Origin of the sequence: Paenibacillus suaedae (assembly GCF_032337355.1) — a bacterium.
Lineage (GTDB): Bacteria > Bacillota > Bacilli > Paenibacillales > Paenibacillaceae > Paenibacillus_B > Paenibacillus_B suaedae.
This window is the reverse complement of record NZ_JAVYAA010000008.1, coordinates 50,214-66,392: the sequence shown is the minus strand read 5'-3', so window position 1 is coordinate 66,392 and position 16,179 is coordinate 50,214. Positions and strand designations below refer to the sequence as shown.

Sequence of the window (16,179 nt, the reverse complement as noted above, 5' to 3'; positions counted from 1 at the left end):
AGCAAGGCAAGCTATGCCTTGAACTTCGCAGACAACTGCTGCAAATCATCAGCAATGGTAGCCAAGTGGTTCGCGTACGAAGCCATTTCCTGCATGGCCGCATTTTGCTGTTCTCCCGCTGCCGCCACATTTTCCATTTCAAGCAGCGTTGTATTAGTCATTTCACTCGCTTCATCGAACGAAGTGATCATCGTACCATTGGCACTAGTGAGTTGAGTGCTCATTTGTGCAATATGACTCAGTTGTACGTTCATTTCATCAACTGCTGCGAACATGTCGGCGAAGCTGCTCGTCACCGTCTTCGTCACCTGCTGACCTTCCTCTACCGAGGCTGAACCGTTCTGCATTGCTGTCCATACCGCTTCAGAACGTTCATGAATATGCTGAATCATGCCTGTAATTTGCCCAGCCGCTTCATTCGTCTGCTCTGCCAGCTTGCGAACCTCATCAGCTACAACTGCGAATCCACGGCCATGCTCACCCGCATGTGCAGCTTCAATCGCTGCATTCAGGGCGAGCAGCTTCGTTTGTGCAGACAATTCTTGAATGAATACGACAATCCGGCGAATATGCTGGGACTGCTCAATCAACTGCTCCGTTTCCTTGGTCGCCAGCTCTGTATGTTCTGTAATTGCATTCATTTGCGAGCGTACACTGCTCAACGCCTGCTCTCCTCGTACTGCCCATTCACTCATATCATTAGCAGCCTCAGAGGACAGATTAACCAGTTCGGTAACTTCCTTCAACTGGCGGCCAGACTGATGCGCATCAGAGCGAACCGCTTTGAGACGATCATTAAGGAGCGATGATTGTGCAGACACCTCCTGGTAAGAGGCAGCAACCTGCTGCAGAGACGCTACATTCTCTTCTGTATTAGCGGAGAGCTCCTCAGCAGAAGCTGCAACCGTCTCGGACACTTCGCGAATGCGAAGCAGAACATCAGTCAAGGACTGTGCCATCGTGTTGGAGTTTTTCTCCAAGCGTCCAATCTCATCGCTGCGATCCGACTCCGGAATCCGTTCTGTGAAGTCACCCGCAGCAATCCGTTCCGTCAGCTGCTGCACGCGGAGAACGGGACGAATAATGCTCTTTACAAACCGCCATAAAAATAGTCCCATTAATGCGATAAGAACGACTAGGAAGATGGATGCGACAATAAAAATGTAGTTGGCTTGACTGTTGATTTCCGACAAGGCGATGACCGAGACGATGCTCAGACCCATTTTGTTGCGTTTGTCGTAACTGACGAACTCATTACGTCCTGCCGCATTCGACTTGTAGGCACCGTGATCTTCCGCTGTCGCCAGCTCTCCGTACGTAGCTTCGTCCAGAACCGTCCCCTGCTTGTACACCGGATGCGTTACGACCTGATTATCCTTGTCAACCAGGCTGATATAACCGCTTTTCCCTACTTTGTATTTCTCTACAGCCTTGTTAATCCGATCGATTGCCACATCAATGGCAACAACTCCATTCTTCCCTGGGAGTTCTTTAGCGAACGTAACTACCAAATCATTCGTTATCGCATCGCGATACGGCTTCGTCACAATTACTTTCCCGGCACTTTTCTTTGCCTGCTGATACCAGTCCCGCTTCATCGCATCAATCGTCTCATCACTGTCATTAGAACTGTGTATGTATTGATTATCTACAAAGACATATGCCGCATATATATTCTCAATATCTTTGGCAATCTCCAGCATCCGATCATGGATCCAGTCCTTTTGTTGCGACTTCTTACTAATGCTGTCAGCCAGGCTGTTTACCGTATAGGCATTTGAATCATACATGTCATCCAGCATACCGACAATGGATTGGGTAGCCCCATTCACTTGATTGTAGACCATGTCTTTCGTATTGCTTGCTGCCGTACCTGTCAGGATAATGATAAGAATAATCGTAGGAACGACAATAAATAACGCAAGTAAGCATATTATTTTCTTTTGTAAGGATTGTTGTATTCCTGTAGTCCACTGAAAAAACCTCTTCATGTTGACACCCCTTTGCTTGCCAAGTCTCGTTGCCAAAATACGTTTGGTATATCGGTATAAAACGGTAAAAGTTTATACATTGTTACAAAATCAACAGATGGTAATTAACACCATATCATCCTTGTATCCTCCCGTTTCTCTTCCTTTCCCTTATGCACCCTGGTGTACGACAAAAAAAGCTCCATGAAGGAAGTGCATCGCTTGCGCTTCCTTCGTGGAGCTTGTCAATTTTTTTATTCTCACTACGCTATAAATAGCGCGTATGTGAATTAACCACGTTCTCCCTGCAATCGCATCAATGGACGCAGTACCTTCTGAACCGCACGCGGGTAACCCGACAGCTCATCATATCGAATAACGCGGAAAGCAACCAGCCCAACAACGAACAGAGCTACTACCCCCACGCCTACAACACCTGCCGTGAACATGAAGGCAAGCTTGGCCGGCAAGATGCCCACTAATTGCTCGCCCAACCATTCGCAGCCATATCCTACGCCACCCGACAGCACGATGGTCATCAGGAAGCCTATCCAGCGATTGCCTAGTACCGAAAACGGAACAACCTTCTTCATGACACGAAGATTGAGCCATGTAATAAGCAGGAAGCTTAATGCTGTTCCTCCAATAATGCCGTAAATACCAAAGAAGTGAACAAGCGAGAAGCTGGCAATAAGCTTAATAATAATACCTAATGTTACACTGATCATAGCAATATAAGGCTTGCCAAGTCCAATTAGAATCGAGCTTGACGTCATCATCGTAATTTGGAATATCGTACCGAGCGTCAACGCTGCAATAATGCCTGCACCGTCCAACGTACTGAACAAGAAACCGTTCACGGAATATGCTGCGACCGCTAGAGCCAATACGATAGGCATGCCACTCAATACGGAAATACGCATTGCCATTGTAGTCTGCCGCTTCAAGTGAACCATATCCCGCTTCGCAAAGGCAGCGGAAATGACCGGGATGAGCGACGTGCTTAACGCAATCGCCAGAATTGGCGGAATGCCAGCGATCGATTGTGCACGCTGACCAAGGATACCATACAGATGCTTCGCCTCATCTACCCCAACTTCCGGTGAGAGAAGTGGAATCGTGATGGACGTATCAATAAAGTTTACAGCCGGTACGGCAAGTGAAGACAATACAATCGGTACGGACATCGCGAAAATTGAACGGAAAATATCGCTAAGCGGTACTTTCTTCGCACCCCTGCGGCGTGCGCGTACTCCAGCTTCCCGATCTGCCTGACGGAGCTTACGCAAGTAATAGATCATAATAATGAATGCGCCGACACTCCCTAGCACACCGCCGAAGGAAGCACCCGCTGCGATCCACTCTTGGTTCTGCCCCGTGCTCATCAAGATATAGGCAAGTCCGATCGCCGTAAGAACACGTAAAACCTGCTCTACGATCTGCGATACACCACTTGCCTGCATCATATTGCGCCCTTGCGTATACCCGCGCATCATGGCAATGACCGGGAACAACAGCAGCGCAGGTGCTAATGCACGAATAGCAAGTGCAGCCTCAGGCAGCTGAATCATATCCGCATACACACCTGCGAACGCGATGAGCAGCAAGGTTGTAATCACACCGGATATGAGTCCGAACAGCAGCGCAGCATAATAGACCCGCTCCGCTTCGCGCACCTTATTCAGCGCATAGCGTTCGGATACCATCTTGCTTAATGTACTCGGAATACCTGCTGTCGCTATTGCAAGTATCATCAAATAGACTGTCTGTGAGGCAGCAAAAGAGGCATTACCCACAGAACCGAGCATATGCTCAAGCGGAACGCGCTGAAAGAGCCCTAAGACGCGAGCGACGAGGGTAGCCGCTGCAATAATGAGCGTTCCTTTAATAAATGATTCCTTTGCCAAACGTTTCCCTTCTTTCTGTATGCTAGCCCGTATCCTAATATCCCGTCCGAACATACTACATTCAATTCTATTCATCATGACAAAAGCCACCGTATTTTCTCCAAAGAGCAGGAAGCCGCTCCATAAGACAGCCCTAGTCTATATCAGACCATCAGACCGTCTTATGGACACCTTTTCTATTAAAACATTTACAACCAAAGGAAGAACAGGACAATCATCACGATTTGCAGCGCAAATTTTACGACAATGCTCGTAAATAGTCCGACAACCGCACCAATGGCCGATTTTGTCGATTTATCCATACTCGCTCCTGTCATAAGTTCCCCGATAAACGCGCCTAAGAGAGGCCCAAGTATAAGACCGAACGCCGGAATGACGAACGGACCGATGATGACCCCTATTGTACTCCCGATGATTGAAGCCTTAGACCCTCCGAATCGCTTGACTCCCCAGGCATTGACCACGTAATCGGCAATAAACAGCACAGCTACAATAATCGTCTGAATCGCCCAGAACCAGAACCCGAAGGGTTCAAAGCTAATGCATAATCCATACACAAAGAAAGCTGCATAGATTGCCAACGCACCTGGTAAAATCGGATAGATAGCCCCTGCCATACCGACAAGAAACAGGACTATCACACTAATCCAACCGAAAATAACCATCCGTTCCACCACCTTGCACGAGAATAAACGCTCGTGAACAATCGATTACAGCATATACTCCCTAATGACTTGGGCAACACCATGCTCGTTGTTCGTTCGTACGACGATGTCCGCAGCCTGCTTCACTTCGTCCTGCGCATTCCCCATAGCTACACCAAGCCCTGCCGCTTGAATCGCGGCCATATCATTCAAGCTGTCGCCTACAGCAACCACTTGCGACATCTCGCAGCCAATAAGCTCGCATACAGTTTGTATTCCCGTTGCCTTGTTGACTCCTCCAGGATTAATCTCAATATTATGTGGCGAGGAATTGGTCAATTCCAATCCGCCCATGGCACGCAGTTCGCGCCACAGAATTTCGCGCACACGATCATCCTTCGTAAAGTAGCCGAACTTCAGCCATTCCTCAGCCTCGATATCGGCTCCCCAATTCTCTTTGTTGTACAATCGTTCCGTCGAATAAGCCCAGAACCACACATTATGCTCCTCGGACATCGCGTGCATGCGCTTCACCGCCTCGCGATCCAAGAGATGACGCAAGTGCAGCTCACGTGTATTCTTCCACACTTCACTCCCATTGACTGTTATCATTGGAGCATTCAATCCTAGTTCTTCCGCATAAGGAAGTGCATTGACGAACGCGCGGCCAGTGGAGAAGATGACCGTAATTCCCGCATCGCAAGCACTGCGGATGGCATCAGCATTTTCCTTGGAAATGCGCTGATCATCATCCAATACCGTTCCATCCATATCGAGAGCCAACAACTTATATTTACTCATCTCATCCGTCACTCCTGTCTCTGATGCGTTCCGCTTCAGACGAGTTGTGATTCGTTATTTGTCGAAGCTTGTAACACTCATTGTCAATCATTGTCGTGCACAAATTTGCATAACGCCATTGTATCATATGCAGGCATTTACAACAAAGAATTCCTTTCCTTTACAAAGAGGCCGCTTACGCAGTGGTTCCTATCTGGCAATAACAAAAAAACACCCCTCTCCATAATCAGGAGCAAAGGGTGTTCCTAAGCCGCTTCTAAGCAGTCATCTCTGCAATCCGACGACGCTTCAGTACGCGGGCCAGCATTCCATGAGTCGGGGACAACAGAAAGGCAAGTATGAACAATGCGCCCGCTACCGTGACCATCATTCCCGCTATTGACGCATCGAGTAAGGAGGACAGGTAGTAGCCAGCTATTGCACATCCAATTCCAATGGCCACACTGTACACAATCATGAGACTCAAGCGCTCCGTTAGCAAGTAGGCGGTGGAAGCTGGAACGATAAGCATGCCGACGACAAGGATAGCTCCTACACTTTCAAATGAAGCCACTGTCGTCATGGACACGAGTCCCATCAGCAAATAATGGAATAACGCAACAGGTATGCCGCAGGCTATAGCCATCGCCGGATCGAATGCACATATTTTGAACTGCTTATAGAACAGCCCGATGACGAGCAATATCACTAGCAGTGTAAAACTGAGTATCCATACAGCCTTCGGCACCATGTCGATGCCGAACAAGGTCGTTGTATTCCAATGGACATAGGCGATTTCACCAAACAGAACACAATCCAAATCCAGATCCACATTGCGTGCATTCAAGCTTACGAGCACAACGCCAACCGCGAATAATGCGGTAAATACCACTCCAATTGATGCATCCGATTGCACGCCGCTATTTTGAAACAGCTGAATGAGAAATACCGTTACTAAGCCTACTGCGGACGCACCCAGCAGCATGACGAACGAATCACGTGAGCCGCTTAGCATGAAGGCTATAACGATGCCGGGAAGCACGGAATGGCTGATGGCATCCCCGATCATGGACATTTTGCGCAGCACGAGGAAGCAGCCCAATATCCCGCAAGTTGCAGCTACTAGCGCACCGGTCAGTATAATCCATAGGTCTGTCACAACGACGCCTCCTTTCGCAATCGAGGCTCCGTCTCCTCTAGACGAATTCGTTCCTCCACCCGAATCGATTGATGATTACGGATCCGACGAATCCATTTCGCGAGCACACCGCGGCGTGGGGCAAATACAACCGAGCAGCAGAAGACGAAGGTTGCAGCCAATACACTGAGCGGGCCAGTAGGTAAATTGCTCGTCGTCGTACTGACAAGTGTGCCAATAATGCCGCTTACTGCTCCAAACAGCCCGCTGAGCAGCACCATTAATCCGAGTCGATCGGTCCAATAGCGTGCAGATACGGCAGGAGTAATCAATAGTGCCGCAACAAGCACAACGCCGACTGCCTGAATGCCAACAACGACGGCAATTACGGTAAACAGCATAAGCAGCTGCTCCAGCACGCCAACCGGAAACCCGAGTCCGCGCGCAAAGCCAGGATCGAAGCTGAGCAGCTTGAATTCCTTGAACAGCAGGCTGCATGCCACAATAATAAGCAGCGACACACCTGCCATCGTATAGACATCACTCTGCATCATGGAAGCTGCTTGGCCGAACAGAAACTTGTCGAGTCCGCTTTGGTTACCGTAGCTGGAATGTTGAATTTGCGTCAGCAACACAATGCCAACACCGAAGAACACCGACAGCATAATCCCCATTGCCGCATCCGCTTTGATGCGCGTATAGCGCGTCACGACTGAAATTCCCGCTGTTGCCAGCATACCGGATAAGAAGGCTCCTAGGAAAAATAAGGGCAGCGATTTAACCCCAGTGAGCATAAAAGCAATGCATATGCCTGGCAGCGCAGCATGCGCGAGCGTATCCCCGACCAGACTCTGCTTCCGCAAATAAGCGAAGCTGCCCACAATGCCACTCATGAGACCGAGCAGCAAACAACCGACGAGAATCCACTGTGTATTCGGATCACGCAACACGTCCCAAGATATTCCGAACATTGCACTCACCTCGTTCCTACCATGACGGCACCCGCATTTTGATCCAACACGGTAAGTCTGCCGCCATAGGTTTGCTGCAACATGCTTGTGTTAAATATTTTTTCGGTTTCTCCACAGGCAACCAATTCTACATTCAGAAGCATTACCCAATCGAAGTATTCCTTCACTGTTGCCAAGTCGTGATGGACAACAAGCACGGTCTTCCCCTGACGCTTCAATTCATTTAATAATGTAATGATCGCTTTCTCCGTCATCGCATCTACACCAACGAACGGCTCATCCATAAAATAGATGTCCGCGTTTTGGGCAAGCGCCCTTGCTAGGAATACACGCTGCTGTTGTCCGCCGGACAGCTGACTTATTTGCCGATCTGCAAAATCCGCCATTCCCACCTTGGCCAAACAATCGAGCGCAATCTCCTTCTCCTTCGCGCCCGGTCGCTTGAACCATCCTAAGTGTCCGTAACGGCCCATCATTACAACATCGAGTGCGTTCGTGGGGAAATCCCAATCCACAGATTCGCGCTGTGGGACGTAGCCTACCCGTTTGCGGCTTTCCGAGTAAGGCTTGCCGAATATATTCACCTCTCCGCTTACTCGCGGAATTAATCCAAGCACAGATTTAATAAGTGTAGATTTCCCTGCACCATTCGGCCCGATAATGCCGATTAAATTTCCCTCCGGTATCGTAAAGCTAACATTGCGAAGCACGGGCTTCTTCTGGTATGCAACAGTTAAGCCACTCACACGAAGCGGCGTATTCCCCTTATCCATCATGCTCATTTCGCTCCTCTCCTACCATGTTATATCTCTCGAAGTTATGTACATTACTTCAGTGCATCGACGATCGTATTGACGTTGAAGCGAACCATGCCAATATAAGTTCCCTCTTCTGTCCCCGGCTCGCCCATTGCATCCGAGAATAATTCACCGCCAATGACGACCTCATGGCCTTTTTTCTTCGCTCCTTCGATGACCGCCTCAATTGCCTTCTTCGGTACACTCGATTCAATAAAAACTGCCTTAATCTGATTGTCCACCAGATAATCGCGAAGATCGGATACATCCTTGCTTCCGTATTCAGAAGCCGTGCTGATTCCTTGAAGCCCCATAACCTTCATGCCGTACGCCTTGCCAAAATATCCAAACGCGTCATGCGCCGTCACGAGCACGCGGCTCCCTTCCGGAATCTCTTCTATCCGCTTGTGTACATACGCATCAAGCTCTTGCAGCTTGCTTACATATGCCTCTGCACGCTGCTTATAGGCTTCTGCATGTGCCGCATCATATTCCACCAGCGTGTCACGAATGACCTCCGTCGCCTTGATCCAATTCTGCACATTGAACCAAATATGCGGATCATGCGATTGTGCTAATGTCGGATCTGCGAGCAGCTCAGATTCCGAAATTGTTCTGGAGACGGGAACCGTCGTCTTGCTGCCGCTCATTTTCTCCAAAATATCGACCATCTTCCCTTCCAAATGCAAGCCGTTGTAGAATACGATGTCCGCATCATCCAGCTTCTTAATGTCTCCTTGAGACGCTTTGTATAAGTGAGGGTCAACCCCTGGACCCATCAACCCAATTACATCAACACGTTCTCCTCCTACCTCTTTCACCACGTCAGCAATCATACCAATCGTAGTTGTTACCTTGATTGGATGAGCATCGGCAGACGTTGCAGTTCCCTCTGTCTTGCCCTCGTTTGTGCTGCCGCCACATGCTGCTAATCCTACAGCTACGCTTAAGAACAATATCGTCATAACCAACCGCTTCAACGCCGAATTCATTTTGAACTTCCCATTCGGTCTTTCAGCTGCCTTCGTCATCTTTCGTTCCCTCCCACATGAATGCCCAATGTTTTTTTGTAATGATTACGTTTATCACTGATCACTGTTTAATATACACAAATATGTTTCCCTAATGCAACTATTTTTGTATAAAAAAAAATTCTTTCCCTAGACATATAGTTTTGCAAAAAGAAAAGACTTTTCCTTATCGTATGCGATGTGCTCCCTGATCGGTGACACCATGTACGATATGAAAAAGTCTTTATTTGAGGCTCGCAACGCTCAGAAATGCATCATTGCCACTTAACGCAGCGACTCCTCCTGCTTATTGATTGTTGTTAGCTGCATCCGTAGATTCGCCGCCTGTACCTTGCTTCTTCTTCGGTGTACCCGTCAATCCGTATACCTCATCATACGCATCGAACATAGCACGCGCGATCGGAGCTGCCCCGTAGGAACCATATCCGCCCTCTGGGACGACAACCGCAACCGCAAGCTTCGGCTTATCCGCCGGCGCATAGGCAATAAACACCGCGTTTTCCAGCGTTTTCCCCGCTATACTTTGCTGCGACGTACCTGTCTTTCTGTAGAACGAGTAAGGGAAACCATCAAAGCCATGAACGTTAACCTTCGACATCCCTTCTTCAACAACACGCCAGTGCGTGTCGTCGAATTTCGTTTCGTTCAACACTTCTCGCCCGAAGGTTTTTACTACTTTGCCATCTCCGTCCGTAATCTTGCTCACGAACTGAGGCTTAATGCGCTGACCATGGTTCGCTAAGGTAGCTGCATATTGAGCAAGCTGCAAGGTTGTATATTTCCCTTGCTGACCGAAGGAGGCATATACAAGTGCGGATTGTGCATTGTTACGCTCCGCCTCCACCAGGTAGTCCTTCAATCCAGCGGATTCACCAGGCATACCGCTTTCTGTCTTCACGCCGAGACCAAAGGCATCCATATATTTATCCCATAACTCCAGCCCATTCCGGTCGGAAAGGGAAAATAGCTTTTTACCGATCATGTCTACCATGAAGGCGTTGGAGGATACTTTAAGGGCTTTCGCAGCATCCATATAACCGTAAGAGGTTCGACTCGAGTTCCATACCTTCGTCTCATATCCTTTGCGGCCGAACTCCCCATAACCCTTATCATAGTATTCTGCCCATGGGCCGAACAGATTTTCTTTCAGACCGATGAGGACGGACAATGGCTTCATTGTAGAACCGAGGTATACAAGTGATGTCGGATGTCGTCCGCGCTCCTTGTCATCATTGTATGGTCCATAAACCTCGCGAATAGCTCCGTTCCCCATGAAATACTGAATCTTTTCATAGTCGTCGCTACTGATTTGACCATTCCGCCATACGTTCGGGTCATAATCTGGCATACTGGCTATCGATACGATATTGCCCGTGTCCACTTCCATCGCAACTGCATAGCCTGTGCGTGCATTTGGTGCATACTCGGTGCGGTTCGAGGAATTACGAATTTTCTCCAGCGTTTTTACGATGGACTCCTCTGTTGCCTTCTGAATATCGCGATGGATCGTCAAATGTATGTTGTTGCCGCGCTCCGGCTTCGTCAACTGCATCGGCCCGATAATACGACCCGCCACGTTGACCGGGAACTTCTTCACCCCGTTCAAACCGCGCAGCTCGTTCTGATACATCAATTCGATGCCGTCAACGCCAACATCCTCGTATTCCAAGTATTCCTTCTCCGTAGGAAGCTGTTCCTGCTTCTCATACTGTTCCTTGTAGAACGGCATCCGCTCGCGAACACCCTTGAACTTTTTCAAATAACCGACCGTCTGTACTGCGATCGTATCCTTATCATAGTTACGAACACTATCCTCGACGATATCGATGCCTTTGAACTGCGATTTATGCTCCAGGAAGTAAGCAACCTCTTCCTTCGTCAATCCTGATTTAATGAGCCTAGGAACAAAAACAAAGTTCATCTTTCCACCCAAGTCCATTCGCTTCAAAATTTCTTCAGCTGTTAATGGCTTGTCTTGAGGACTGCCTATCTTCTTGAATATTTCCTCGAGCTGCTTCGCAAGCTGCTCTACCTCAGCTCGATTCTTCTTCTGGTCATCCGTCATCTTCTTGCTCGGATCCCCGTAATTCTTTACCACATTGAAGTAAAGAGATTGCGACGCTGTAGAATAGGCTAGCCGCGTATTCGAAGCATCATAAATAGTTCCCCGAAGCGGCGGGACCGCCGTTTCCCGGAATCCAAGCTGGGACTCCTTCTCCTTCAGGGCGGGACCTTCAACGAATTGCAAAATGGCCAGTCTCACGATAAGCACGGTGAAAATCAAAAATGTAATAAAAAAGAATAAGTTCAACCGAAACGAAAACGTACGCCGGTTCTGTACTTCCCGCTTCTGCGGATCATCCGCATTTGGATGACTCAATGCCAATCATCCTTTCTTGCTAACTTTTGCTGTACAATCTTATTTATTTTACCATACTGATTTGCCTATATTCAAAGGTTGTGCAGCTTCTAATCGCCATCGCCGCAAATTATCTTATCGTCAATGGCTTGTCTGGAATATGAGTGGTGTCGAACTTAGGGGGATTGAACCAATCTCCCGATGATGCCCATGTGCTATCTAGCGGCACCCACTTCTTCTGTTCGCTTAGCCAGACCTGATTCCAGGCATGCGGACCATAGCCGCCATTGCCATTGTATCCAAGACCAGTTACAACCTTGACTTGAAGGCCTGAGGAACGAGCCATAACTGCATACAGACGAGCATAATCGATACATACCCCCTGCTTCGTAGCGAAGGTATCTTCCGGGGTCTGCTCCTTCCAAATCCGCTTCGTCTCGTATTGCTTGGCCTTATCCCAATCGTACTGAACCCTAGAACCAACCCAATCATACAAGCGTCGTGCCTTCTCTTCATCGGTCGATGCTCCTGCCGTCACATCACGCGCAGCTTGCTTCACATCGGAAGAAATCTGATTATCAATGACTTCATATCGTCGCTGCAGAAGTTCTCCGAATTCCTGCCCCATTTGGGAGGTGAAGACAGGCAGACTCTCTGTAATTAATGACCCCGCAAGCGGCTCGATCACTTGGTTAGCCACCGTGCGATAAGCAGAAGAGGATTGAATGATATCGCTTGCCTTCGTAGCAGGCTGAAGGGCAACATATACGAATAACACCATAATAATGATGAAGGCGCGCACACCACCAATTAGCGCACCAATTGCACCACCCGTTAGCCAATTGGCCATACGGCTTATCACTTGCATGAACCCTGAGCGAGAAGATGAGCTTCCTTCTTCTTGACTCGCCACAGAAGCCCCGCTCCAGATCAAAGAAACGAGCCAACCCATTATTCCTCGGACGAGCATATAGATGATGCCGAATAAGATTGCAACGCGCAGCAGTGCGAAGTCCCGTATTCCTGTCACGAAGGTATAATAGATCTGCTCCCACCAAGCCAGTGCATGGGAGGGTATAACAATATTCCAATCAACGAACTGACGCTGTACCATGGGCGAGAGCCACATCGCAGCAGCGAAGGACAGGATAAGTGATACAATGGTGCAGGCCGACTGAGCAACAAATAGAAAGAGGTGGCGCATGGACCCCGAAGCGCCTCTCGCCACCCCTTGAACTGCGGAAAGAAGCACGACCGCAAGCAGTACTAGCGTTATCGCGTTCCATTCCCACTGCAATCCGGTACTCATTTGTTCTGCTTCGCTTCCTTCACGAAATCGCGAATCGTATCGTTCATGCTCCATTCACCAAGGGAGACTCCATTGAACGATAATTTCACTTTGTCACTGTTAGGAGTGCCTGTAAGCTCCAAATTCGGCGACTTGATCGTATAAGTCCCGTCCTCATTGCTCTTGAACGTCGCCTTCTTCGCTTCCTCCATCATGGAGTTCATCGCTTGATCCTTCAGCTTCAGCACAGTCTCATCCTTCACTGTCGTCACTACGTTGTTCACGTCGTCCCACGTAATTCCGCTATAGACGGCTACAGCAGCGACAATTACGACGACCAGCGCCCATTTTATCATCGTTTTCACGAAACTAACAATTACGAGCAGTACGATGAGTGCGATTAGGAAGACAAGCCAATTTTGCTTAATAAATTCAAACCACATTTCGAGTTGACTCACTTCTTCAATCACCCTTTCCAAAGCGTATTATACATCATTCCTATATGATGCAACAGTCAGACCATCTAACACCTTCAGCCAAATTCGGGTACTAAGTTCGTCCGCTAATACGTACAAGTATACCATAGCGATCTGGAGGTGACTTGGCTTGCGTTCTGTCTTTTGGCTCTACCTGTTTTTATTCGTTGCGTTTTTCGATTTGCATGCGCAGTACCCCATTCTGACCCCATTTGCAATCTCTCTTGGTGCTGCTCCATCCTTCATCGGATTAATGATGGGTATGTATTCGTTCACCCATCTGCCTGGCAACGTCATGGCCGGTTACGGAGTGGACCGCTTCGGCAGCCGCATCTTCATCGTGTTCAGCCTCATTGGAGCCGGCATTATTCTCATGCTTCAGGCCCATGTCGTCAACCCATGGCAGCTGCTTATTCTACGCTCTATAAGCGGATTCGTACTCGCGTTCCTCTCCCCTGCTTGCCTGTCTCTGCTTGCACGAATGGCACGCGATCATGTTCATCAAGGCAAGTTGATGGCGGGCAATGGGCTCGTCCATACATTGGCTTCTGTTGTCTCTCCTGCCGCTGGCGCTTATCTCGTGTCCCAAATCGGATTCGTCATGGCGTTCCAAGCGCTGGGCATTGGCCTTATCCTTGTTGGTATGTTGGCATGGCTGTTTATTCAAGATGTTCAAGAAAGTGAAAGTCCCTCCTCTAAGACGACAGCACCAAGCATCCCTACTTCAACACCAGCTGCAACTTCTGAGCATGCACCTGCTATCCCATGGCGCTTCTATTTTATGCCGCTTGCCATTGCCTGCTCGCAGGGCATCTTATTTTTTGAGCTTCCATTTATGGCTGACGCATTAACCTCAATAATGAAAACAGGCGTATTGTTCTCGGCCATCAGCCTCGGGGCGCTCCTTACCTTAAGCATGTTGTTCTTGAATCAATATTCTGCTTATATGCGCACATGGCTCGGCTCCTTTTCGCTAGCGATTCTGTTCTTTCTATTGGCAATTCACTGGCCTGTTCCTTTACTTCTCTCCTTATTTCTTATCGGCATGACGAAGGGAATCATTTTACCGGCTTTATCAGCACATCTCTTGTTGCTGAGCGGCGGGGCCAGATACGGACGAATCTTCTCTATCTTATCGATTGCTTCTTCTATCGGCTCCTTCATTGGACCGATGATTGCCGGGCAGCTCCGTGGGCAATTATCGCCGTACTTCATCGCATTTCTCGTCCTTATGACAGCCGTTACGCTGCTCCCGCCAGGCAAGCCTACATCGTTAGTGAAGAAGACTGTCCACAGCACGCGTCCACCTTCGACGAACCCAACTACATAAGAACAAGAGCTGAATGTCCTGTCCCGGCATCTTGATGCCTTCACATGGTTTGCGCCCATATTCCCAAATATGGGTGAATACACAGAACAGGATAATTCCGCGAACATACTATAATGATGAGAAATGACTACCGACGAAAGCAGGTGAACCTAGTTGGGGTATTATACTGAGCCTGGCGGTGGGCCAGAGCTGGCGTTCGGCGCACGTTTCTGGACAATAACCACCGTAATTCTCGCCCTGTTCATCCTGCTCGTCATCATTCTGCGTGCTCCTCTGCTGTAACCCCCCATCTTGCTCTCTCCTTATACGGCTTGCCTCCGGGCAAGCCAATTTTGTCATGCGCTTCTCGTTTCATCACCGCAATGGATTTCATCATTCGTGGTACACTATTGATAATGGGAGAATTACTGGCCGGATCTTTTCCATCAGATTCGGAATGCTGCCCGTACCGCATAGAGGAAGAAGGTGAACACGATGGAAATCGCTCTCATCGTAGAAGGCAAAAACGATCGCAGCCGCTTGCGAAAGCTGTTGGCTGACAAAGTTGACATCATGTGCACATATGGGACATTGAATACCGATCGCACAGAAAAACTGCGTAAACAGGTTGGAGATAAGCCCGTATACTTATTTATGGATAATGACTCTTCTGGGAAACGCATTCGAGCTATTCTGCGAGATACGTTCCCGGATGCAGATCATCTCTATACGCGCCGAGGATATGCTGGAGTAGAAGGTACGCCAGATGAGTATTTAATCCAACAATTAGAAAAAGCGGGGTTAGACGAATACATCGTGTATCCGGATCTTCCCCCGCTTACCTAATCTCTTATTTAATTAATTTCATGACATCTTCCGCAATGATTTCAGGCGTTGTTCGCTCCCGATCATTCGCGTTATACGCTTTGCGAATATTACCCTTCTGATCGACTAGAGTGATGACATTGAGATGCGTAAAGTTGCCATCCTGATCCTTCATCACAGCAGAGTCCAGCGCTGGCATCATGTTGGCCACGTCCTCTTCTTTTCCGCGAAGGAAATACCAGCCTGAGTAGTCAGCGTTGAATTTCTGCGACCACGTCTTAATCGCATCCATCGTATCCCGCTCCGGATCGAAGGAGATGGATACGATACCTGCCTCTTTACCAAATACGCCTTTCTCCTGCAGTAAAGTCTGTACTTCAGACAGCATAAATGTCGTCGGCGGACAGACGTCCGGACAATTCGTGAAATAGAAATAGAAGAGCCTTACCTTCCCGTTCGTACTATCAAGACTTACTGTGCTTCCATCCACATTCTGCATAGAAAAATCCGGTGCCTTCTTGAAATCTTCACGCGGCCAGTATAACCAAGCAGCAATAATTGCAAATACCACAACCAGTGACATTAAGAAGATTTGCAAAGAATACTTCTTCGCCCATTGAGACATCGTCTGTTCCTCCCGTTACACTCCCTTTAGTGGTCAGGCTGAATTCCAATTAACTCGAT

At 48.5% G+C, this 16,179-nt stretch carries 15 protein-coding genes; 3 read left to right on the top strand and 12 right to left on the bottom strand.

Going from position 1 to position 16,179, the window contains the following annotated elements; all coding sequences use genetic code 11:
* Nucleotides 1-11 precede the first annotated feature (11 nt).
* The 11 genes from RQP50_RS25215 to RQP50_RS25165 all read right to left on the bottom strand — a co-directional run bounded on the left by RQP50_RS25215 (nucleotide 12) and on the right by RQP50_RS25165 (nucleotide 13,343).
* On the bottom strand, nucleotides 12-1,991 hold the full coding sequence (locus RQP50_RS25215; RefSeq protein WP_072730691.1) for a methyl-accepting chemotaxis protein: 1,980 nt from the start codon (nucleotides 1,989-1,991) through the stop codon (nucleotides 12-14).
* A 269-nt stretch (nucleotides 1,992-2,260) separates the two neighbouring features.
* A complete protein-coding gene (locus RQP50_RS25210; protein WP_051240322.1) occupies nucleotides 2,261-3,931 on the bottom strand; it encodes a putative polysaccharide biosynthesis protein in 1,671 nt (556 codons plus the stop codon).
* Nucleotides 3,932-4,065: 134 nt separating this feature from the next.
* Nucleotides 4,066-4,542: a DUF456 domain-containing protein gene (locus RQP50_RS25205; RefSeq protein ID WP_028533705.1), complete on the bottom strand. Its 477-nt coding sequence runs from the start codon at nucleotides 4,540-4,542 to the stop codon at nucleotides 4,066-4,068.
* 45 nt (nucleotides 4,543-4,587) lie between these two features.
* Nucleotides 4,588-5,322 (bottom strand): Cof-type HAD-IIB family hydrolase, encoded by a 735-nt coding sequence (locus RQP50_RS25200; protein WP_065290660.1) that lies wholly within the window; start codon nucleotides 5,320-5,322, stop codon nucleotides 4,588-4,590.
* 256 nt (nucleotides 5,323-5,578) lie between these two features.
* Nucleotides 5,579-6,460 carry a metal ABC transporter permease gene (locus tag RQP50_RS25195; RefSeq protein ID WP_072730692.1) on the bottom strand — a complete coding sequence of 294 codons (882 nt, stop codon included), beginning with the start codon at nucleotides 6,458-6,460 and terminating at the stop codon, nucleotides 5,579-5,581.
* Nucleotides 6,457-7,410, bottom strand: a complete 954-nt coding sequence (locus RQP50_RS25190; RefSeq protein WP_021258579.1) for a metal ABC transporter permease — start codon at nucleotides 7,408-7,410, stop codon at nucleotides 6,457-6,459. Before RQP50_RS25190 ends, RQP50_RS25195 begins: the two co-directional genes overlap by 4 nt.
* Nucleotides 7,411-7,415: 5 nt before the next feature.
* A complete protein-coding gene (locus RQP50_RS25185; RefSeq protein ID WP_090513654.1) occupies nucleotides 7,416-8,186 on the bottom strand; it encodes a metal ABC transporter ATP-binding protein in 771 nt (256 codons plus the stop codon).
* Nucleotides 8,187-8,236: 50 nt separating this feature from the next.
* The gene (locus RQP50_RS25180; protein ID WP_072730693.1) at nucleotides 8,237-9,238 is read right to left on the bottom strand and encodes a metal ABC transporter solute-binding protein, Zn/Mn family; all 1,002 of its coding nucleotides are present in this window, start codon (nucleotides 9,236-9,238) and stop codon (nucleotides 8,237-8,239) included.
* A gap of 286 nt (nucleotides 9,239-9,524) precedes the next feature.
* Entirely contained in the window at nucleotides 9,525-11,618 is a 2,094-nt protein-coding gene (locus tag RQP50_RS25175) for a peptidoglycan D,D-transpeptidase FtsI family protein (protein ID WP_315747091.1), read from the bottom strand.
* A gap of 109 nt (nucleotides 11,619-11,727) precedes the next feature.
* Nucleotides 11,728-12,906 carry a transglutaminase domain-containing protein gene (locus RQP50_RS25170; protein ID WP_072730695.1) on the bottom strand — a complete coding sequence of 393 codons (1,179 nt, stop codon included), beginning with the start codon at nucleotides 12,904-12,906 and terminating at the stop codon, nucleotides 11,728-11,730.
* The gene (locus RQP50_RS25165; RefSeq protein ID WP_021254252.1) at nucleotides 12,903-13,343 is read right to left on the bottom strand and encodes a hypothetical protein; all 441 of its coding nucleotides are present in this window, start codon (nucleotides 13,341-13,343) and stop codon (nucleotides 12,903-12,905) included. Before RQP50_RS25165 ends, RQP50_RS25170 begins: the two co-directional genes overlap by 4 nt.
* Before the next feature lie 148 nt (nucleotides 13,344-13,491).
* On the opposite strand from RQP50_RS25165, the gene RQP50_RS25160 reads away from it, so the two are divergent.
* From RQP50_RS25160 to RQP50_RS25150, 3 genes are all read left to right on the top strand, one after another.
* Nucleotides 13,492-14,691, top strand: a complete 1,200-nt coding sequence (locus tag RQP50_RS25160; RefSeq protein ID WP_072730696.1) for an MFS transporter — start codon at nucleotides 13,492-13,494, stop codon at nucleotides 14,689-14,691.
* A gap of 153 nt (nucleotides 14,692-14,844) precedes the next feature.
* Nucleotides 14,845-14,973 (top strand): hypothetical protein, encoded by a 129-nt coding sequence (locus RQP50_RS25155; RefSeq protein WP_260612440.1) that lies wholly within the window; start codon nucleotides 14,845-14,847, stop codon nucleotides 14,971-14,973.
* A gap of 192 nt (nucleotides 14,974-15,165) precedes the next feature.
* Nucleotides 15,166-15,516 carry a toprim domain-containing protein gene (locus tag RQP50_RS25150; protein WP_072730698.1) on the top strand — a complete coding sequence of 117 codons (351 nt, stop codon included), beginning with the start codon at nucleotides 15,166-15,168 and terminating at the stop codon, nucleotides 15,514-15,516.
* Nucleotides 15,517-15,520: 4 nt separating this feature from the next.
* Here the strand turns inward: RQP50_RS25150 and RQP50_RS25145 are convergent, their stop codons facing one another.
* The gene (locus tag RQP50_RS25145) at nucleotides 15,521-16,120 is read right to left on the bottom strand and encodes an SCO family protein (protein WP_065290668.1); all 600 of its coding nucleotides are present in this window, start codon (nucleotides 16,118-16,120) and stop codon (nucleotides 15,521-15,523) included.
* Between the last annotated feature and the right edge of the window lie 59 nt (nucleotides 16,121-16,179).

Excerpts from the sequence above, each read along its gene's own strand:
- RQP50_RS25215 (WP_072730691.1), bottom strand. The coding sequence starts at position 1,991 with ATGAAGAGGTTTTTTCAGTGGACTACAGGAATACAACAATCCTTACAA.
- RQP50_RS25180 (WP_072730693.1), bottom strand. The coding sequence starts at position 9,238 with ATGACGAAGGCAGCTGAAAGACCGAATGGGAAGTTCAAAATGAATTCG.
- RQP50_RS25200 (WP_065290660.1), bottom strand. The coding sequence starts at position 5,322 with ATGAGTAAATATAAGTTGTTGGCTCTCGATATGGATGGAACGGTATTG.
- RQP50_RS25145 (WP_065290668.1), bottom strand. The coding sequence starts at position 16,120 with ATGTCTCAATGGGCGAAGAAGTATTCTTTGCAAATCTTCTTAATGTCA.
- RQP50_RS25150 (WP_072730698.1), top strand. The coding sequence starts at position 15,166 with ATGGAAATCGCTCTCATCGTAGAAGGCAAAAACGATCGCAGCCGCTTG.
- RQP50_RS25205 (WP_028533705.1), bottom strand. The coding sequence starts at position 4,542 with ATGGTTATTTTCGGTTGGATTAGTGTGATAGTCCTGTTTCTTGTCGGT.
- RQP50_RS25170 (WP_072730695.1), bottom strand. The coding sequence starts at position 12,906 with ATGAGTACCGGATTGCAGTGGGAATGGAACGCGATAACGCTAGTACTG.
- RQP50_RS25210 (WP_051240322.1), bottom strand. The coding sequence starts at position 3,931 with ATGTTCGGACGGGATATTAGGATACGGGCTAGCATACAGAAAGAAGGG.
- RQP50_RS25190 (WP_021258579.1), bottom strand. The coding sequence starts at position 7,410 with ATGTTCGGAATATCTTGGGACGTGTTGCGTGATCCGAATACACAGTGG.
- RQP50_RS25185 (WP_090513654.1), bottom strand. The coding sequence starts at position 8,186 with ATGATGGATAAGGGGAATACGCCGCTTCGTGTGAGTGGCTTAACTGTT.